Consider the following 19,142-nt stretch of genomic DNA (forward strand, 5'->3'; position numbering starts at 1 on the left):
GGATTCCGTTCTTTTTATCGTGTCATGATTCACGGCGATACTTTTCTTCCTCATACGCATCCGGTTGTTCCGAGATCGGACGCTCGAGCGCTTCCCAAGACTCCGTCTCGACATCCGGTTCAATGAACTGATCGTACGAACCGTCCGATTGAAAATAGGTTTGTGGGACACGGCGTTTACTCTGCTCTTGTTTCTTCACGAAAGATTCCTCCCTCACGCAAAAACATTACTGACGCGAATCAAAATACGGGGAAAAGCTATTGTCGACATCCTCGTACGGATCGACATATGACTTCCGGCTCGACTGCGTTTGACGCAACTGACTAATTTGTACCCCTAATTTAGCCGTTTCCGCTGATAATTTCAAGTCAATTTGTCGGCTGTCTGCCACCAACTCCTGAATGATCGCTTGATTTGCACCGGCTAGTAAATTGGAATGTGCGGCAATGAACGCTTCCCGTTCATTCAGCAGATGCTGAATTTTTTCAATCCAATCATCATACGTCTCGTCGCTCGGCGTCTGATCAAGTAATTCCATCAACCGTTTCGTCTTGAGGCGAAGCGGATCAAGCGGACTCATCGTTGCTTCGCGAGCTTCATCGCTTCTTTCCACGTCTCACGGAACTCTTCCGCAAAGCCTATCACTTCCTCGATCGCGACGACATCATTCTTGATGTTCGCATCCATCAACCGCATTTGCATATAATCATACAATGCATTCAAGTCTTTTGATAATGCAATCGACTGATTGAGTGTCAGTTGCAGTTCACTGATGATCGCTTGTGCTTTTTGGATGTTTGTATTCTTTTGTTCGATCAATCCTTGTTCAATCGATCGTTTCGCGAGCATCGCAAATTTGATCAATCCTTCATACAGCATGAGCGTCAAATCTTGTGGTAATGCTGTTGTGACTGAATTTGTCTGATACGTAGCATAAGGATTCATTACGTTGCCTCCTTCATTATTATCCTTGACCGAGATAGCCTGCAAGTGTAGCCGACTGACTGTTCGCTTGGTTCATGGCTTGTTCCATCGCTGCGAATCGACGATAGTAGCTATCTTCTTTACGTTTGAGCTTGTCTTCCCAAGACAGCATGCTTTTATCGATATCTGCAAGCGACTTACCAAGTCGGTACGTTGTCGCGACAGATCCATCACGCCCAGCGACGTTCGAAATTTTATCACGCAAATTCGTCGTAAAAGTTTGAATTTGGCGAACGAAACCACTTAATCCATTCGGGTTATCGATTTCCGTTCCATCAGCTTGCTTGATTTTAGCGGGTGCATCTGCCGTAAAAAGACGATAGACACCATCCGGATGTTTTTCGAGCATCTCTTTTAATTTTGTTTCGTCAAGTTTGATTTTCCCACCATCACGGAAATCACTCGTCGACGTAATCCCGATTTGCGACAGTGAACTTAGCACGACAGGACCTGAAGCAGAAGGAATCGTGTAGCCGGTATCAATCTTCGCTGACAACGTACTGCGGAAGTCATTCATGCCATCACGCAAGTAAGGATCATTTTTCAAGACACCACTCATCGCTTTTTCTTCCCACTTCTTGACTTCGTCTTCGCTTAGTTCTTTTCGCTGGGCATCAGTCAACGGTTGAAAATCTCGATACTTCTCTTCTCGAACTTTCTTGTTCATCTTATCGATCATGTCATTATACTTATCGACGAACTTCTTAATCGAATCAAAGTTCGCCTGTGTGTCAAGTTTAGTATTGATTGTCGTTGAAGTGTCTGTCGCACTGTTCAAAGTAATTGTTAATCCGTTTTGCGTAAAGGTATTTGACTTTTGTTCGAGTTCTTGTCCACCAATAACGTAAATTGCATTTTTACCTTCTACTCCGGCAGTCGAAGTTTTCGCAACATCAGTACTAATTGTGGCGTCACGAATGACGATGTCGTCTCCTGAACCCAAGTCACCACTACTTGTTTTGGTTAGGACTAGTTTACCTGTCAGTTCATTATAAACAGCATTCATTCCTAAACTAGTCTTTGCATTGATTGCAGCTGTCAAATCAGAAATTTTTTGCGTAGCATCCAGTTCTAGCGTTTCCGAGACAGATGTTCCTGCCGCGTCAAATGTATTAATCTGTACTTTAACTTTTCCACTTGATGAATCAAACCAGGCTGTATCTTTTAATGCAGTGTCACTTGATTTTCCGTTATCAGTCTTTAATGTGACTGCCGATGCTGTTGCTAATTGTTTTACCTTATCAATCGTCAAACTACCTTCTGTCGCACTTGTACTTGCTGTCACTAGGATAGCAGACGAAGAACTAGACACTGTCTTAGCTGAGTAGTTTTTAGAAAACAACATATCACTCGCAGCAGAACGTAAATCAAGCAACGCTCGATTCATTTCACGATACGCATCGCGTTGCCACGTCATCGTCTGTTTCTTTTGCGATAAGCGATCGACGGGAGCACGCTCCGCCTGCATTAATTGTTTAATCATTGTTTCGGTGTCGATGCCGCTCGCTAGTCCGCTGAGTCGGATTCCTGCCATCGAATCAGTCCCTTCTCTTATTAAATCCGTTTATCAATCAATTGGTTGAATTCAAGAAATGCTGCAAAGAAATCAAGTTCCTTTTTACTTGGAATCTCTTGTACGACATTATCGTTCGTATCCACGACCTGAATATAATACTCGTTTAATTTTTCATGTTTGACGAACTTCAATCCTGTCCGTTGCAATTCCAGCTTCACATTCGCTTGCTCAATCGCTACTTCAAGTTTTTGGACGTGTTGAGGAGTCGGCAAGACAATGACGCCATCTTCCTCCAACTCTGCTTGGTTTGCTTCGACGAAGACATTTTTCGTCGCTTCATATGGTAAAACGTTCGAAGGCAGGTGAAGCCGGATTTCCGTATTGATGGAATTCATTGTCTGTCACTCCTTATTTATTCTCTATGTAATGTATCGGTCTATTAGCTTAATTCTTAATACTATTTAATTTATAAAACCTATCATTCAATTAAACCAATAAAAAAAAGCCATGGAACGAGCCCATGACTTTAAGTAATCTATAAATCCGATTAACGGAGTAATTGAAGAACACCTTGTGGCTGTTGGTTAGCTTGAGCTAACATTGCTTGAGCAGCCTGTGCAAGAATCGAGTTCTTTGTTTGGTTCATCATTTCTTTCGCCATATCAACGTCACGAATACGTGATTCAGCCGCTGTAATGTTTTCAGAAGATGTTTTCAAGTTATTGATTGTGTGCTCAAGACGGTTTTGAACAGCACCAAGTTTTCCGCGTTCAGAAGAAACCGTTTTGATTGCTTTATCAAGAGCAGTAAGTGATTGTGAAGCTCCTGATTGTGAAGAAACGTCTACGTTAGCAATACCAAGAGCTGATGAACGCATGTCGTTTACTCCGAATGTAATTGTTTGACCTTTGTTAGCACCGATTTGGAATGTCATTCCACCATTTCCTGATGCTTCTGTTTGAGCTTGAGTCAATCCAAGATCTTTAACAAGTGAAGATCCTTCAGACTCATTAAATGATACAGGTCCGTTTGAAGAAGAAACCGTGAAGTGACCACCTTTTGCTTCTACAAATACTGCATCTTTGTCAATGAATCCTTCTTGTCCTTTTGATAATCCAGCACCTGTATTGTATGTGTCGATTGCTGCACGCATTTTTGTTTGAATATCTGTTGCTACAGTTGTTGCATCACTGTTAGCAGCTGCCGCTGTTAATGCTGCAGTTTGTAATTTAACACCACCAACTTCAAATGAAAGCTTTTCAGCTGTTACTGCTTTTGCTAATTGGTCTTGTCCAGCTGCAGTTGTAGTTGCTGCGTCAGCAAATGTATCAAGTACAGTTGCATTTGTAGTATCCAATTTAGAAGTTTGTCCGTTTGAACCACTTTCTAAAACTAATTTTCCACCTGCTTCGTATACTTTAACAGGAGCTACACTTGTTCCATTTGCAGCATTGTGTGCTGAAATAGCATCATTTAAAACGCGACCAATCGCATCTTTAATATCCGATTTTTGAGAATCTGTCATTGCTGTTGTTGAGTAATCACCTTTGAATAATGTTTTTTCAGCATCAGTAAGGCCTTTATCCCAGTCAACTTCAATTTCAACATTATCAACTTTGATTTTATCTTTTGCTGCTAAAGATACACCTGATGCATCTACAGCAGAGAAGTTAGTAGCACCAGTTAACTTAGCGGCTGTTTGATTTAACACATTTGATCCGATTGTGCTATCACTGCCAACAGTAGCACCAGCTGATTTCAAAGCACCATTCAATAATTTTTGTGTATTGAATTCAGTCGTGTTACCAATGCGATCTACTTCTTCTTTTAATTGCTTGACTTCATCTTGAATCGCTTTACGATCATCGTTCGTAATTGTACCGTTTGCTGATTGATCCGCGAGTTCACGAACACGTTGAAGAATATCGTGTGTTTCATTCAATGCACCCTCAGCCGTTTGAATCAATGAAATTCCGTCTTGTGCGTTACGTGATGCTTGATCAAGTCCACGAACCTGAGCACGCATTTTTTCAGAGATTGCAAGACCAGCTGCATCGTCACCTGCACGGTTGATACGAAGACCTGAAGCTAATTTTTCCATTGATTTGCTTTGCGCAGCAGAAGCTGAAGATAGCTTACTGTGCGTATTGAGAGCTGTAATGTTGTGATTGATAATCATTGTAATTTCCCTCCATAGGATAAGTTTTTTGTCTCTTCGAAGATCCGTCTTCTCCGAGATGTGCCCCCTGGCCGGCCCAAGGGTGACACGGTAGAATTAGTCGATGACTGCTTCCACCCTATATATCGTCGTCCCTCCGAAATGTTTAATGCTTTTTTCAAAAAAATCCAAAAAAAAAAAATCGTGCATCCCGTTTCAGGATACACGATTCCTCATCATTCAAAGACGCGTCGCGCCTGTCTCTTCCTGTAATTGCTCCGCTACTGCAACCAATTCTTCCATCGCGCCGTTGACTTCACCGAGTGAAGCCGCTTGATGACTTGATGCCTGCAAGACTTGCTCTGCGTGTTTCGATGCTTCCTCGACCATCGCAAGGATATTCGCTGTCGTCAGACCGACTTGATCAATCTCTTGGTCCGATTTGACAACGAGTTGGTCGACCGATTTCACGCGTGAATAGACATGCTCCGTCGAATGATGAATCTCTTCAAATGACGAACCAGCTTGTTCGACGAGCCCGACGCCTGTCGCGACTTCGTTTTGGACATCCGTCATCGCGTTCGCCGTATCATTAACGAGACGTTTGACGCCTGAAATCAGATCCGTGATTTCTTTTGCTGACGTCGCAGTTTGCTCCGCAAGTTTTTTAACTTCCGCTGCAACGACAGCAAAGCCACGCCCTGCTTCACCCGCACGTGCCGCTTCAATCGAAGCATTCAAGCTGAGTAGATTCGTCTGAGCAGAAATGTCACTGATGACATCCGTGATGCGTGAGATTTCACCTGTCATGTCCGTCAATCGACCGTTGAGTGTCGCTGACTGCTCCATCTTCTTCGAAATCATATGCATCGCTTCAACCGAATCCGTCGCGAGTGTCTTCCCGTTCTGCGCTTCCGTCTGCATGACTGTCGCTGATTTCAACGCTTCGTTCATTTCTGCTGCGACTTCATCCATCGTCCGCTTGACCGCACCGAGTGCGTCCATTGATAGATAGGCTTGATCAACGTTTTCGTTCATTTTTGCAGATAACTCCGCCATTGCTGAACGAATGCTTTCACCAGACGCGTTTCCTTCTTGGACAGCTGCTGCGATTTCTTGCGCTGACGCCGTCAATTTATCGCTTGAGCTCCCCATTTGTGTTGCTTGTTTGCGGATATGTAAGACCATTACTTCGAGCTCATGCATGAGCTGATCGACTTCATCTCCACGTTTTGCTTCTTCAAAATCAACATCGAAGTTGCCGTTTGCGACTTCGCGTGCTGTCTCGGTCGCCTTTTCAATCGCTTTGATTGGTTGACGGAGAATGAGTTGTGTCAACGTCGTTCCAATCAATGAGAGGAGAAGACCGATACCCGCTCCAACCCAGATCGCATTCGTATCCGCGACGTCGAGCCCACGGTGTAGATATAAGACGAGTTGTGCTGAGATACCACTTGTGACGGCCGAGATCACCAATACCCAAAAGAACAATCGTAACTTCAAGTTTCTTCGAAATCTTTTCATAACTGCGACTTCCCTTCTTGGTTCTTCTTTTCACCGTTCTATCTATCGGTTGATAATGAAAGCGATTTTAGTCGATTGACCTGATTTCAGAATAAAATTACCAAATCTCTCCCATACAAAAAATCCTCTTTCCCTTGTGTTATCAGGAAAAGAGGATACGAGTATCAGTTACGATTGATTTCGACGTATTTATAGGAAATATCCGTTCCGACATTGTGTCGCGCGAGATTCTTCACTTCTGTATTTTGTAAGAAAGCATTCTTTCGCTGGTAGACCGGTGAGATCGCTTGATCGTCGAGCAATACGCTTTCCGCCTTACTGAGTAATGCAAGACGCTTATCCTGATCAAGTTCACTTTCAGCCTGCTTCAAGAGACGGTCATACTGCTTGTTCGAGTAGTCCATCATGTTGAACGGGTTACCGGTCGTAAACAAGTTCAAGTAAGTCGTCGCGTCCTGATAGTCCGGTGCCCAACTCGCGAGTGACAGATCGTAATCCCCTCGTCCTTCACGGGCGAGACGTTCTTTCTTCGGCAGTGACAACAGTTTAACGTCGACGTTCTGTTTCTTCAACGCCCCTTGAATATACTCACCGATTTTTTTTGAGACATCATCGTCTTCAATCAACATCGTCAATTCAAGATTTTGTTTGGCAAGCACCTTGTTCGCAGCTGCTACATCATACGACGATTTGATTTGACGCGCGTTGTCATACTTCGGATCGAGTTCTTGCGGCACGATGTAGTCCGCAGGCAGTGATCCGTTTCCGAGTAATGTTTCCGTTAATGCCTTTTTATCGTACGCTGCATCGATTGCTTGACGTGTCTGCTTGTCTTTCAACGCATCCGTCTTTTCATTCATCCGAATGAAGAACATCCGCGAATCGCTGAACGTGTTGTACTCTTTTTTGTCTTTGTACGTGACGACATTTTCTGAGTTGAGTGGTGCGACATCGAGCTCGCCTGACTCGAACAAGTTGATCGCAAGCATCGGATCCTTGATGATCTTGACGTCAACTTCGTCGATCTTGACGTTCTTCCGGTCTGCGTACTCAGCATTCTTCGCAAGCGTATAACCTTGCTCCGCTTGATACTTCTTGAACGTGAACGGTCCGTTGTAGACGTTCGTTTTCGGGTCCGTCCCGAACTGGTCGCCTTCTGCTTTGACGATATCTTCACGAACCGGCATATAGGTGCCGAACGTCGTCATGCTGAGAAAGTACGGTGTCGGACGTTTCAGTTCAATCCGGAGTGTCTCGTCATCGACGGCTGTCGTTTTTTCAACTGGCTCAAGCAAGTACGCGAACGGTGAATTCGTTTCGACGACACGTTCGAACGCATAACGGAAGTTCTCCGCTGTGACGGGCTTCCCATCCGACCATTTGGCATTTGGGTCCAGCTTAAACGTATAGACTTTTCCGTCCTCTGACACGCTATGTGATTTCGCCGCTGCCGGAACAAGTTCGTTGTTCACGTCGAAGCGATAGAGCCCTTCATAAATTTGGTTGAAGATGTTTGACGTGATGGCATCTGCCGGGTCAACCGACAGAAGATCGTAACTTTCCATCGTATGCAAAATCTTCTTATCTGCTTTTTTATCCTCTGCTGGTTCTGTCGTTGCACATCCTGCGAGTAAAACTGCCGTGCTCGCCGCTGCGATCAATGTTTTTTTCATGTGTAGTGCCTCCTGAGAAATATGATGAGCGTTGGATGATTCGGCATGTGACGTACAAAAAAGACGCCCTCTACGCATAGCTAATAGCTAATGCATAGAGGACGCCTGTATCCGCGCGGTGCCACCTCTGATTGAGACGAAAAATCGTCTCCACTTGTCGCTGGTCCAACAACCAGCTAGCCCGGTAACGGGGGCAACCGTCCTGTCTACTCGAAGGTTCAACAGGCTCTCAGCGGTCCATTCTCGTTCAGCTTACCGTGTCAGGCTCTCACCATTCCTGACTCGCTTGGTCGGCAGTGTTGACGATACTTACTCCGCGTCGTCGATGTAATTGATATGGCTTAACTTGTTGTTTACTTTACACGGCTTGTTTTTCGCTGTCAACGAAAAAAACTTAGAACGGATGGTCTTCTTGTTTTTCTTGTTCCCGACGAACCGGACGCGGTCGAATCGGTTCGACGTGTTTGACATGAGTCCGCGCGACGATTCGGTTACCGAGTGCCGCATCGATCAAAATCGTGATCGCTGCTGCCATGTGTAAGAACATCCCAACGACCGGAATGACCCCGACCGTTGATGCGACGATCCCGACGATGTTCCCTTTTGAGACGTTCCCGGCACGTGCCGTCAATACGACGACGACGATATGAAACGCGAGCATTAACCACAGGGCATTGTAACCTGAGAAAATGACGATTGAACCACCTAAAAGCGGAATCCCAAGCACCGCTTCCATTCCACCTGATACCCACTTCAACGTCCGCAATGAATCCTGTCGACTCTCCATGACGTCGCCTCCTCTTTTTTTCCATATGTCTAGTATACGACGGATTGCAGAAAAGGTTCCAACGTTTTTGTTTAGTTTCTGTAATAATACCTATAAAAAAGAACGATCCGGAGACCGTTCTTCGATAGGCATTACACGTCCACTCGACTCCTATAGTAAAAAGCGCGTCTGCGCTGTCAGAGACGAACAAGACCCGGCTCTGCGTCAAAGACGACAGAGTCGCGGCTTGTGTCTCGCCTGAGGAAAGCGAGTGGAAAAGTCGTGATGCTTATTTCAATTAGACCGCCAACACGTGGAACTGATAACCACGATGCACGACGAATCCCGCTTCTTTGTAAAGATCAAGTGCACGGTCGTTATCCGTTTCGACGTCGAGTTCAAGCTGTGTTCGACCAGTTCGGAACAACGCTTGAACCATCAACTTCAACATCTTTTTCCCGTAGCCGTTGCCTTGGGCTTCCGGACGAACGGCGAACGCATGGATGCTCGCTTGTGTATCGGAAGCAAGGTAAGCACGGATGACGCCGACCGATTTACCGCTCGCGACACCGATGAACGTGATCCGGTCGTCGGATTCGATTGCTTGATAGATTGACTCTGCTTCTTCGTCCGTATTCCCGAACGATTTACCAAGTGTCTCGACGATGAACGGACGGTCGTCCGCTGTCGCTTCCCGTAGTTCGAAATCAGGGTCCGCTTTTAGGAACAATTGCGCCTTCTTCAAAATCATGTTGTACTCCGTCATCCGGTACTCAGCCCCTAACCGTCCAAGAACAGCTTGACCTGATTCACTGGCGTCATCAATGACGAACGTGAATGCTTCGACGCCTGCTTCCGTCGCCCGCGTGCGTGCTGCTTCGACGAGTGCCGTGAAGATACCTTGTTTCCGGTAATCCGGATCAACGAAGACGTTCAATTCCCATTCCGTCGGTAAATACGCGAATGCTTGCAAATATCCAATCAATTTCTCACCATCATAGATGGCGAAATCGTTCTCGCCAACCCAATCGGCTGCGACTTTTAATTCAATGCCATCATGATCGTTGACACATTTTTCGAGTTGTAATACATCTGTTGTCTGTTTGACGTCTGTGACGTTCCATTCCATAATTCACTCACCTCATTTTTAACTATACCGAACGAATAAAAGAAGCACTAGCAAAAGCTAGTGCTCATTGCAGTTTGAATGTCTTCATCATCTGCGGGACGTCCTTAACGATCAAGTTCTCGATCGCTTTCTTGCCAGCAGCGCCTTTAACGGCTTCCGTTGGTAAGACGTAATAGTACGTTTTACTACCTTTCGTCCCGAGATATGTACCATATCCGATTTCACGGTCGAATTGTTTTTTTGAGAGCTTCTTCGGCTCGTAGTTCAAGTTGACGAGTAGTTGATCGGCTCCCTTGACTTTATAGTACAACGCGAACGTCCCACTGCGTGTCACGACACCGTATTTTGACTTGACGGTCTTGTTCTTGACAAGTTCGACCTTGTCTTGCTGAATTGCCTTTTTCAACGCGTCTGTCGTCTTGACTGTGTAGCCGAACGTCTTATTTTCGACGACTCCTTTACTATACGTCACGTTACTTGCGGCAAAGCCCGTCACCGGAGTCAGACATGCTCCGAGTAAGACTCCTGTCATTGCGATTCGTTTCATGCTGACTCCCCCTAAAATGATTGATAGTAATGGATTCCCTTTTGTGAAATAGGTAAACTCTATTCTCGAAAAAGATTTGACGGAATTGTCTAAATTTCTTACGATAAGGATAACGAAACGAAATGGGGTTAAAGCGATGACTGAACAAGAACAATTAACGCAAGAACAGCTCGATAACTTGCTCAAAAATGCGTTTGCAATGCAGGTTCCGATACTCGAGAAGTTCATGAAGGATACACACGATCGCTATGCGCTAGCAACGACGTCATTCAAACGTGACATGGAAGCGATGAAAGAGACGGAATGGCATCAGTTCTTCGCGAGTAAACTGTTACCTCACTTCTTCCTCGAGCACCTCGGATTCGGTGCCTCGTTCCGCTTCAACGGACACGATAAGGAAGTCGATCTTCCAGAAAACGTCGTCCCAGTACGTAATGATGCCGATGAGCAAATCGACAAAGTCGTCCTCGGGGTCAAAAAGGCGATGCAAGACGAGCACATCAAGAATCACGATCTCGTCGCGAACTTCTATAAGGAAACACTCGAACTCGCTTGCCAGATGGGGAGTCGCGTCGGAATGAGCGATGAATTCTATACTCTCGTCAAACCAAGTCTCGTTCATGCGAACGAAGGCGAATAATCGTTGAAGTCAACAGAGGTCAGTTCCGGATTAACTCCGAGAACTGACCTCTCTTTTTACGTGTCTAATATAGTCCAATCAAAACTGAACGTAGAAAACTGCCCCGCCACCACTCCGGTCACGGACACCGTACTCGAATTGATGACTATCAAGAATCATTCGACTAATCGCAAGACCAAGTCCGTGTCCGGCACTGCCTTCTTGTTTGACGTAGACGTCCCAAATCGTTGCCCGGTCCTCAATGCGAACTCCTACTCCCTCATCTTCGACCGTCAATTCGTCATCCGTTAAACGAACGGTGACCGTTCCACCGACTGGTGAAGCAAACCGCGCGTTCATCAGGAAGTTAATCAAAACACGTTCGAACATTCGTGGATCAAGGGACTGCCTCATCGAATGAAGATCCGTCGCAAGCGTCAGTCCTGCTTGCGTGAATGTTCCGCGCAGGCGTTCGACCGTCATCGATACGAGTTCATCAAGTGCTACCTCCTTCTTTTCAAGCGGCATCCGTCCACCGGCAAGCTTTGAATAAAGTAACGTCTCATCAATCAGATGACCAAGTCGATCCGTCTCCTCGATGATGCTCGTCGTCACGTCGGGCAGTTCGGCGACAGGAATAACACCTGCTGCAAGCGCCTCGGTCTCGTTTCGGATGATTGCGAGTGGTGTCCGCAAGTCGTGTGTGATCCCGGCAATGAACGTCTTTTGTAGATGATCCTTCTGTTTCAGTTGTGTCTGCATCTCATCAACCGCGTCAATTAATTCGCCGACTTCATCTTTCGGTCGCGCTGGCAGGACGACATCCATTTCGCCGGCACCAATCTTTTGAGCGACGGACCGAAGTGTGACGATCGGTCGCGTCAAGTGCCGTCCCATATAGTAAGCAAGCAAGGATGCCAGCAGTAACGTCACGAGTAAGGCAAGTCCGATTGCGATATAGACACCGTCGAGGGCACTACTCGCAAGCGGTGCTTGGCGAACCGTCGTGATGCGGGTTCCGTCAACGGTCAGCTGATACGTCAGTAACCGTTCGTCTTGAACTTCGATGACATCTTCTTTCTTTAAATCATCGAGAAGTGGTAACCGTCCAGCGGGTCCGCGCGCGCCAATGCGTTGCGTCAATCCGTCCGTCGTCAAAAATCCTTGGATATCACGTGGAATCGGAGTGTCTGCCTCAAGGGACTGTTTGATGATGTTCGCTTCCCGCGCCAGTTGGTCATACCGTTCGCCTTCCGCAAACCGATTGACGAGAAACGCCGTCAAGACGAAACTGAGAACACCCATGACCAGCAACGGACCGACGACAGCGTATAAGAACTTTCGCATCAAAGAACGTCGTTTCATTCAATCGCCTCCAATCGATAGCCGACCCGGTGCACTGTCTTCAATTGTTGTTTAATGACGGGTAACTTGTCGCGCAGTTGCTTGACGTGCGTATCGACGGTCCGTGTATCGCCACCGAATGCATAGCCCCAGACATCGTCAAGAATTTGATCCCGACTGAGTGCCTCACCGAGATGTTCAATAAAGTAAAGCAACAGTTCGAATTCCATCTTCGCGAGACTGACCACGCGTTCACCGGTTTTCACTTGGCGTCCCTTTTCATCAATCGTCAAGTCACCGAACGCATAGCGAGCGACCGGACGAACTTTTAATGCCCGCTCGAGCCGGATCGTCAACTCCTTCAGGACGACCGGTTTGACGAGGTAATCATCAGCACCAAGTTCGAGTCCGAAGACACGATCATCTGCCTCCCCGCGCGACGTCATCATGAAGACGACCGGTGGCTGAACTTGTGATTTGATGCCTGGCACGAGCGACCAACCGTCTCCGTCCGGTAAACGGACGTCGATCAAGACGGCGTCAAATGCTGTCGTCAGGCACTGTTTCGCCTCTGCTAACGAACCGGCAATCGTTACCTCATACGCATGGTGACGCAGGAAGCGTGCTGTCACCTGTGCTAACTTTTGTTCATCTTCAATTAATAGTACGTTCATTGTCATCCCTCCACTAGTAGTGTAACGTCTTTTTATCCGCATTTGCCTTTCTTCGCAGTTTCTTTGCAACTTCCTCACAACTTCTCTTTCGTGACCCTCTACCATAAAAGGTGAAAGGAGTGATCATCCCATGACATTCAAAAAACAATGGATCACTGCATTGACAATTAGCGCATTAACAGTTGGAGGAGCATCCGCATACGCTGCGACGAACGATGACTCGAGCACGACAAAACAAGCGAAACACGGGCACCACTTCGAAGGTATGAAAAAACAAGACATGACGTTACTCTTGAAAAAATTAAACCTGACACAAGCCGAGGCTGACGCTGCCCGGGAGAAAGGACAATCGATCGCTGATCTCGCGAAAGCAAAGGGGATCTCGTTCGCCGATTACAAGAAGGCTGAACTCGCGGCAGCGAAGGAACAGCTCGCAAGTCTCGTCAAATCCGGTGACTTAACGAAAACACAAGCTGCTGACATGCTGAAGCGTCAGACGGAACGATTCAGTGGCGTCAAGAGCTACGCTGAACTAAAAGAGAAGATGCCGATGGGTCGCCACGGCGGACCCGGTTTCTTTAATGAATCGTTGATCGCAGACGTTTTGAAGGCACTCGGACTGAGCCAGTCAAAATTCGACGCCGCTAATCAATCACTTGCTGCCTACGCGAAAGCACAATCAATCAAGTTCGCCGATTACAAAAAAGCGTTACTCGCGGCACAGACAAGCGAACTCAATCAACTCGTCAAAGATGGGAAGATGACGAAAAAACAAGCAACGGAAATCAAGTCCCGTCTGACAGAGGAATACAAGGATGCGAAGAGCTACGACGATCTTCCGGATCGCGGCGAACACGGCAAGCGCGGTGACCATGGACCAGGCGGTGTCTTCGGTGACTCGACGTCAGCGATTTTAAAAGCACTTGGACTCGATGAGGCGAAATTCGAAGCTGCAGAGCAATCCTTACCTGAATTTGCGGAAGCGAACAAGATTGCTTACGCGGATTTCGAGAAAGCCGTTCTCAACGCTCAAAATGCTGCCGTCGATCAACAAGTCAAAGATGGTAAGCTGACTGAAAAACAAGCGAAACAAATCAAGGAACACATTCAGTCTCGAGCGGATGCTGTCTCAAGCTATGCTGACCTCAAGAAAGGTCCAGCACGTGATGGTCACGGTCCAGGACACGGACATGGTCCGGACAGTGGCATGGGACCAGGCGCACCGGATCAAGGAGCCGATACGGACCCGAACGTCAGTGACACTTCGGTCGATTTAGCGATTTAACATATAAAACGAAGCTCTCGCAGCAGAGCTTCGTTTTTTGTTGTGATTGATCTCTTAATTTTGAAATAAAATTGCACCATTTTCTAACTTTTCATTCGTTTTTTTGAAATAATAGTCTATTGTTTGAAGAATCGTTGCAACGAAGCCGTCCTTCATCCGATAGTAACACTGAAGCGTTACTATGTATGGAGGTGAAGAGATGGCGTTTTTTGAGGCCATGAAAACGATCCGACGTTCTGCTAAGACACCCATTCACATCGGTGGACTAGAAGTGACACGTCTTGAACAATCAGAAGCCTTTTTCCATCATCAAACCGATGCGATTTTTGTATTTGATGCAGCTGGTACGATCATCTATTTCAATGAACATCTACCAGAAATCCTAGGATACTCAGAACACACCTTATACGAGCACTTTTCCGTTTTTAATCCTCCGGATCAGATGGAGGCGGTCTCGCAGTTTTTCCAGCGCGCGTTACAAGGGGAAACCGTCCATTATACGGCGAGGGGACTGCATGCCGACCAACACCTCGTTACGTTAAAAATTACGAATATGCCGATTGAACAAGATGGACATATCATCGGTGTCTACGGCGTCGCACGCGACTTGACACGTGAAAAACAACTCGAAGAAGACGTCTCAACGATTCGCTCTCAATTGGAATTGACAGAACAGGTGCCCGAATTAGTTCTATTTTATTATGACTTACGATCTCATCAAATCGAGTCTTCGCCCTCACTTTTCAAGTTTCTCGGTTTAAGGGAAGACCAGTCATCAATCGAGCAAAAACGATTACTCGAGCGGATCCATCCATGGGATTTTGATCCACTCCGTTTCGAATTCGAACGGATGGCAGCAGGGAAGCAAGATCAGTTTGAACAAGAACTATCTTTATTGACGTCAGATGGTTCTTACCAATTACTTCGTCTGAAAGCTTCACGTCGCGCAGGTCATGCGCATCAGGCGTCCATCGTGTTGTATGACTTGTCAGAAATCGATGCGGCTCGTCAACAATTGAAGATGGAGCGCGCTCAAGCCCGTGAAATTTATGAGGCTGTGAATGCAGCAATCTCACAAATTGACTTGACGACCGGAAGAATCTTATTTCATTCGCAAGGTTTTTTACACATCTACGAAGAATTACCCAAAAATTTGATTTTAAATGATACGTGGTTATTGTCTCGAATTGATCCTCGTGATCACGATGCGATGCGAAAGTTCACGCAACGCTTGTTACAAGGGCATGCGGGCACACTACAGTACCGTCTCCGTTTTCCCGATGGACGGATTAAATGGGTCGAAGATCAACAAATCCCAGTCTTCCAGTCGGACGGATCGATTGCCTATTCCAATAGTGTTTTGCATGACATCACGTTACAAAAAGCATACGAAGAACAGTTACGGCAACTTGCTCTTCGAGACGTCGTGACTGGTCTTCCAAATCGCCAAGCACTGATCGAGACGATTGAATCATGGCAAGCGCTCGATATTCCTTTTTTCGTTCTATCAGTTTCGTTCAACCGTATTACGGAAATCAATAATGCGTTCGGTCACGGCTCCGGCGATCAATGGCTTCAAGCAACAGCAGCCCGCTTAAATGATGTCAAGCCGGACGAGGTCTTTCTTGGTCACCTCGGTGGGGATGAATATGCACTGCTCGTCTCGACCGACTATGAACAAGACGTCACGCCGTGTGCGGAAAGACTACTTACGATCTCGACACAACCGATTTCAATTGAGCCCTATGCCTTGTTCGCCCGGGTGTCAATCGGTATCAGTCGCTATCCTCAAGACAGCACGGACGCCGTTGAGTTATTAAAGCATTCTTATACAGCACTAAGACGCTCGAGACGCGACGATCACAGTGCATTTCATCACTACGCTTCGAATCTCGACATTGACTATTACCGACGCTATCGTTTGGAGCAGGACTTGCATTATGCGATCGAACGCGATCAGTTATTCCTCGAGTACCAACCAAAGGTCGATAGCTGGACGGGTAAGATTGTTGGGATGGAAGCATTGATCCGCTGGCAGCATCCGGAATGGGGACGGATCCCGCCGAACGATTTCATCCCGCTTTCTGAAGAAAGTGCGCTGCATATCGACATTGGGGATTGGGTCCTCGAGACAGCCTGCCGGACAATGAAAGAGTGGTCTAAGACAGGTGCCTCACTTGTACCGATTTCGATCAATGTCTCACCAAAACGGCTGTTGATACCAGGCTTCGACCATCAAATCGAACAGACCTTATCACGGTATGCGCTCGACCCAATCCTACTTGAACTAGAAATCACAGAAGCCGCCCTCATCATGGATGATCCGATGACGAGTCGGACGCTTGAATCAGTCAGTGCCCTCGGTGTTCGAATCGCCTTAGATGATTTCGGAAAAGGCTACTCCTCGATGGTCTATTTGCAACGCTATCCAATTGACGTCATCAAGATTGATCGACAATTCGCGACGCACATTTACGATGACCTAAAAGCACAAGCCATCGTCAAAAGTATCTTATACATGGCAAACGAATTTAATCTGCATGTCGTTGCAGAAGGAATCGAAACGATTCAGCAGCTCGATACGTTCCGGATGCTCGAATGCCCACGCATCCAAGGCTATCTTTTCAGTCGACCTGTTCCGAGTGATGTGATGGAAGGATTTTTAATTCGAGAAATTCTCTATCCCATCGAAGCCTGTGCGCTAGCGAGTGACACCGTTCCACGCTTTTCTGTTCCTGGAAAGATTCGGATGTTGACGCATCATACGGAATCCTTCACCCTCGCTTTTTCTGACTTAGAGGCGCATCAGACAAGTACAAGGGCGTTGTATTTCTCGACTGAGACACCCCTTCCTTCACATGCAGCAACGTGTGAGATTCGCTTGAACGAAGGGCTTCAACTCGTCACCTGTACCGTTACGATCATCGACCAACTTGATGGACAATATGTCGGAGAATATGCAAATGCAACAGAAGCAGAACAGATCATGCGCTTTTTCCAATCGTTACGTTATACCTCTTGACTCGTTCACGAAGACGTTCACAGACGTCTTCGTGCTTTTTTTGTTATAGTAATCTTAAAGTAATTTACTCTAGATGGGAGGAATGGCATGCAGTCTCCACTACGGATGAAACATCATCGTCGTTCGACGAAAGGTCAACTCTTTCGGCGTCTCCTCATGCTAACGATCGGTGCCATCATCTTTGCAATTGGACTGAAAGGATTCTTAGTCCCCAATAATATCATCGATGGTGGAATCGTCGGGATTTCGATCATTGGTTCGAAAGTCACAGATACGACTCTTGCGCTGTGGCTGTTCTTCTTGAACATCCCGTTCATCTTCTTCGGCTATAAACAGATCGGGAAGACATTTGCCTTGTCGACTTTATACGCAATCTTCATCATGGCGATTGCTACAAAACTACTTGAGCATATCGGACCGTTAACGAGCGTCGACTTGCTCGCGACCGTCTTCGGCGGACTGATTCTCGGGATCGGCGTCGGGATCGTCATCCGGTCGAGTGGTTCACTCGACGGAACAGAGATTCTTGCGGTCTCCTTTAGCCGTTCGACACCATTTTCGGTCGGTGAGATCGTGATGTTCTTCAACGTCTTCATCCTAGGTGCCGCTGGTTTCGTCTTTGGATGGGACCGGGCGATGTATTCCTTGATTACATATTTCGTCGCTTTCAAGACGATTGACGTCGTTATCGATGGTCTCGATCAATCGAAAAGCGTCTGGATCATCTCTGAGAACTATGAAGAGATTGGTCTTGCAATCATGGACCGACTCGGTCGGAGTATGACGTATTTAAACGGAGAAGGTGCCTTTACGGGTGACGGGAAGAAAGTCATTTTCTGTGTCATTAGTCGTTTGGAAGAATCGAAGTTGAAGGACATCGTTCGTGATTTTGATGAACAAGCCTTTATTGCAATTGGCAACATCCATGATGTCCATGGCGGTCGCTTCAAGAAAAAAGATATCCATTAACCGAACGAAAGGAAGGAACGCGGGTGTGGAAAAAACATCGTAAAAAAATCATCGCGACTATCGTCATCATCATCACCTTTGTCGTCGTCATCATCGTTGGTATTTCAGGTTACGTCGGCTCATCATTGACGCAACCTGAACGAGAGGCACTGACGACGAATCCAAAGAAGGCAGAAAATCTAGAATATGAGGACGTGACATTCCGGTCCTATAAAGACCGGACCCGCCTATCCGGCTGGTGGATGCCGAGCGAGGATGCGAAGCTGACGATTGTCTTTGCCCATGGATACGGTAAAAATCGGGAGCAAGAAGATGTTCCAGTCCTACCGCTCTTTAAAAAATTTCATGATGCTGGCTACAATGTGCTGACGTTTGATTTCCGGGGTTCTGGTAAATCTGACGGCAAACGCGTCACAGTCGGAGCAAAGGAACAAGATGATTTACTAACAGCTGTTCGTTATGCGAAATCACGCTCGTCGAAGCCAGTTGTACTTTACGGCATCTCAATGGGAGCTGCGACTTCGCTCGTCACCGCTCCAAATGCTGATGTCGTCGGTGTCATTGCCGATAGTCCATTTAGCGATCTCGAAAACTATCTTGCTACCAATCTACCAGTTTGGAGCGGTTTACCAAACTTCCCATTTACACCGATCATTCTAGAAATCACGCCCCCACTAACAGGATTAAATCCAGAACGCGTCAAACCGGTGGAATCCGTCCGGCGGATTGAGTATCCAATCCTTTTGATCCACGGGAAGGATGACGATGCGATTCCGGTGACAGAAAGTATGAAGATTCAAAAGGCAGCCCCACGATCGGAACTTTATGTGACAGAGAACGGTGGTCATGTTCAATCGTATGCCCATGATCGAAAAGCCTATGAAGAGAAGGTACTCGCATACTTATCTGATCTACACTGACAGGAGGAAATC

At 46.6% G+C, this 19,142-nt stretch carries 18 protein-coding genes and 1 other annotated feature; of the genes, 5 read left to right on the forward strand and 13 right to left on the reverse strand.

What is annotated here, in order from left to right; genetic code table 11:
* Positions 1 to 22: 22 nt before the first annotated feature.
* From ADM98_RS17500 to ADM98_RS15185, 11 genes are all read right to left on the reverse strand, one after another.
* Positions 23 to 199 (reverse strand): hypothetical protein, encoded by a 177-nt coding sequence (locus ADM98_RS17500; protein WP_200904903.1) that lies wholly within the window; start codon positions 197 to 199, stop codon positions 23 to 25.
* 27 nt (positions 200 to 226) lie between these two features.
* A complete protein-coding gene (locus tag ADM98_RS15140) occupies positions 227 to 580 on the reverse strand; it encodes a flagellar protein FliT (protein WP_053454198.1) in 354 nt (117 codons plus the stop codon).
* Complete coding sequence (gene fliS / locus ADM98_RS15145) at positions 577 to 945, reverse strand: flagellar export chaperone FliS (RefSeq protein ID WP_053454199.1); 369 nt, start codon at positions 943 to 945, stop codon at positions 577 to 579. The genes ADM98_RS15140 and fliS overlap by 4 nt, the downstream gene beginning before the upstream one ends.
* A gap of 19 nt (positions 946 to 964) precedes the next feature.
* Positions 965 to 2,518, reverse strand: a complete 1,554-nt coding sequence (gene fliD, locus ADM98_RS15150) for a flagellar filament capping protein FliD (protein ID WP_053454200.1) — start codon at positions 2,516 to 2,518, stop codon at positions 965 to 967.
* A 20-nt stretch (positions 2,519 to 2,538) separates the two neighbouring features.
* Positions 2,539 to 2,895, reverse strand: a complete 357-nt coding sequence (locus ADM98_RS15155; RefSeq protein ID WP_035396237.1) for a flagellar protein FlaG — start codon at positions 2,893 to 2,895, stop codon at positions 2,539 to 2,541.
* A gap of 152 nt (positions 2,896 to 3,047) precedes the next feature.
* Positions 3,048 to 4,679, reverse strand: coding sequence for a flagellin N-terminal helical domain-containing protein (locus ADM98_RS15160; RefSeq protein WP_053454201.1), 1,632 nt, complete (start codon positions 4,677 to 4,679; stop codon positions 3,048 to 3,050).
* 219 nt (positions 4,680 to 4,898) lie between these two features.
* Positions 4,899 to 6,161 carry a methyl-accepting chemotaxis protein gene (locus tag ADM98_RS15165; RefSeq protein ID WP_235504907.1) on the reverse strand — a complete coding sequence of 421 codons (1,263 nt, stop codon included), beginning with the start codon at positions 6,159 to 6,161 and terminating at the stop codon, positions 4,899 to 4,901.
* Positions 6,162 to 6,346: 185 nt separating this feature from the next.
* Positions 6,347 to 7,855 (reverse strand): peptide ABC transporter substrate-binding protein, encoded by a 1,509-nt coding sequence (locus tag ADM98_RS15170; protein ID WP_053454202.1) that lies wholly within the window; start codon positions 7,853 to 7,855, stop codon positions 6,347 to 6,349.
* 94 nt (positions 7,856 to 7,949) lie between these two features.
* Positions 7,950 to 8,187, reverse strand: a binding site (T-box leader).
* Positions 8,188 to 8,249: 62 nt separating this feature from the next.
* Positions 8,250 to 8,642, reverse strand: a complete 393-nt coding sequence (locus tag ADM98_RS15175; protein WP_053454203.1) for a hypothetical protein — start codon at positions 8,640 to 8,642, stop codon at positions 8,250 to 8,252.
* 277 nt (positions 8,643 to 8,919) lie between these two features.
* Positions 8,920 to 9,750, reverse strand: a complete 831-nt coding sequence (locus tag ADM98_RS15180; RefSeq protein WP_053454204.1) for a GNAT family N-acetyltransferase — start codon at positions 9,748 to 9,750, stop codon at positions 8,920 to 8,922.
* A gap of 64 nt (positions 9,751 to 9,814) precedes the next feature.
* Complete coding sequence (locus tag ADM98_RS15185; RefSeq protein WP_053454205.1) at positions 9,815 to 10,297, reverse strand: hypothetical protein; 483 nt, start codon at positions 10,295 to 10,297, stop codon at positions 9,815 to 9,817.
* Between the two features lie 136 nt (positions 10,298 to 10,433).
* Here ADM98_RS15185 and ADM98_RS15190 point away from each other — a divergent pair, with 136 nt between their 5' ends.
* On the forward strand, positions 10,434 to 10,937 hold the full coding sequence (locus tag ADM98_RS15190; RefSeq protein WP_023469278.1) for a hypothetical protein: 504 nt from the start codon (positions 10,434 to 10,436) through the stop codon (positions 10,935 to 10,937).
* Positions 10,938 to 11,015: 78 nt separating this feature from the next.
* Here ADM98_RS15190 and ADM98_RS15195 read toward each other — a convergent pair whose 3' ends face one another.
* Together ADM98_RS15195 and ADM98_RS15200 are read right to left on the reverse strand one after the other, a co-directional pair.
* A complete protein-coding gene (locus tag ADM98_RS15195) occupies positions 11,016 to 12,281 on the reverse strand; it encodes a HAMP domain-containing sensor histidine kinase (protein ID WP_053454206.1) in 1,266 nt (421 codons plus the stop codon).
* Entirely contained in the window at positions 12,278 to 12,934 is a 657-nt protein-coding gene (locus ADM98_RS15200; protein WP_053454207.1) for a response regulator transcription factor, read from the reverse strand. Before ADM98_RS15200 ends, ADM98_RS15195 begins: the two co-directional genes overlap by 4 nt.
* A 130-nt stretch (positions 12,935 to 13,064) precedes the next feature.
* On the opposite strand from ADM98_RS15200, the gene ADM98_RS15205 reads away from it, so the two are divergent.
* From ADM98_RS15205 to ADM98_RS15220, 4 genes are all read left to right on the forward strand, one after another.
* Positions 13,065 to 14,219, forward strand: coding sequence for a hypothetical protein (locus tag ADM98_RS15205; protein ID WP_053454208.1), 1,155 nt, complete (start codon positions 13,065 to 13,067; stop codon positions 14,217 to 14,219).
* Between the two features lie 199 nt (positions 14,220 to 14,418).
* Entirely contained in the window at positions 14,419 to 17,241 is a 2,823-nt protein-coding gene (locus ADM98_RS15210; protein WP_053454209.1) for a sensor domain-containing protein, read from the forward strand.
* Between the two features lie 87 nt (positions 17,242 to 17,328).
* Positions 17,329 to 18,210: a YitT family protein gene (locus ADM98_RS15215; RefSeq protein WP_053454210.1), complete on the forward strand. Its 882-nt coding sequence runs from the start codon at positions 17,329 to 17,331 to the stop codon at positions 18,208 to 18,210.
* 23 nt (positions 18,211 to 18,233) lie between these two features.
* Positions 18,234 to 19,130, forward strand: coding sequence for an alpha/beta hydrolase (locus tag ADM98_RS15220; protein ID WP_053454211.1), 897 nt, complete (start codon positions 18,234 to 18,236; stop codon positions 19,128 to 19,130).
* The last annotated feature ends 12 nt before the right edge of the window (positions 19,131 to 19,142 follow it).

The sequence above is a fragment of the Exiguobacterium sp. BMC-KP genome, assembly GCF_001275385.1.
Lineage (GTDB): Bacteria > Bacillota > Bacilli > Exiguobacteriales > Exiguobacteriaceae > Exiguobacterium_A.

Coding starts and splice junctions, on each gene's coding strand:
- ADM98_RS15170 (WP_053454202.1), bottom strand. CDS start 7,855: ATGAAAAAAACATTGATCGCAGCGGCGAGCACGGCAGTTTTACTCGCA.
- ADM98_RS15160 (WP_053454201.1), bottom strand. CDS start 4,679: ATGATTATCAATCACAACATTACAGCTCTCAATACGCACAGTAAGCTA.
- fliS (WP_053454199.1), bottom strand. CDS start 945: ATGAATCCTTATGCTACGTATCAGACAAATTCAGTCACAACAGCATTA.
- ADM98_RS15195 (WP_053454206.1), bottom strand. CDS start 12,281: ATGAAACGACGTTCTTTGATGCGAAAGTTCTTATACGCTGTCGTCGGT.
- ADM98_RS15180 (WP_053454204.1), bottom strand. CDS start 9,750: ATGGAATGGAACGTCACAGACGTCAAACAGACAACAGATGTATTACAA.
- ADM98_RS15215 (WP_053454210.1), top strand. CDS start 17,329: ATGCAGTCTCCACTACGGATGAAACATCATCGTCGTTCGACGAAAGGT.
- ADM98_RS15175 (WP_053454203.1), bottom strand. CDS start 8,642: ATGGAGAGTCGACAGGATTCATTGCGGACGTTGAAGTGGGTATCAGGT.
- ADM98_RS15155 (WP_035396237.1), bottom strand. CDS start 2,895: ATGAATTCCATCAATACGGAAATCCGGCTTCACCTGCCTTCGAACGTT.
- ADM98_RS15185 (WP_053454205.1), bottom strand. CDS start 10,297: ATGAAACGAATCGCAATGACAGGAGTCTTACTCGGAGCATGTCTGACT.
- ADM98_RS15200 (WP_053454207.1), bottom strand. CDS start 12,934: ATGAACGTACTATTAATTGAAGATGAACAAAAGTTAGCACAGGTGACA.
- fliD (WP_053454200.1), bottom strand. CDS start 2,518: ATGGCAGGAATCCGACTCAGCGGACTAGCGAGCGGCATCGACACCGAA.
- ADM98_RS15210 (WP_053454209.1), top strand. CDS start 14,419: ATGGCGTTTTTTGAGGCCATGAAAACGATCCGACGTTCTGCTAAGACA.
- ADM98_RS15190 (WP_023469278.1), top strand. CDS start 10,434: ATGACTGAACAAGAACAATTAACGCAAGAACAGCTCGATAACTTGCTC.
- ADM98_RS15140 (WP_053454198.1), bottom strand. CDS start 580: ATGAGTCCGCTTGATCCGCTTCGCCTCAAGACGAAACGGTTGATGGAA.
- ADM98_RS15205 (WP_053454208.1), top strand. CDS start 13,065: ATGACATTCAAAAAACAATGGATCACTGCATTGACAATTAGCGCATTA.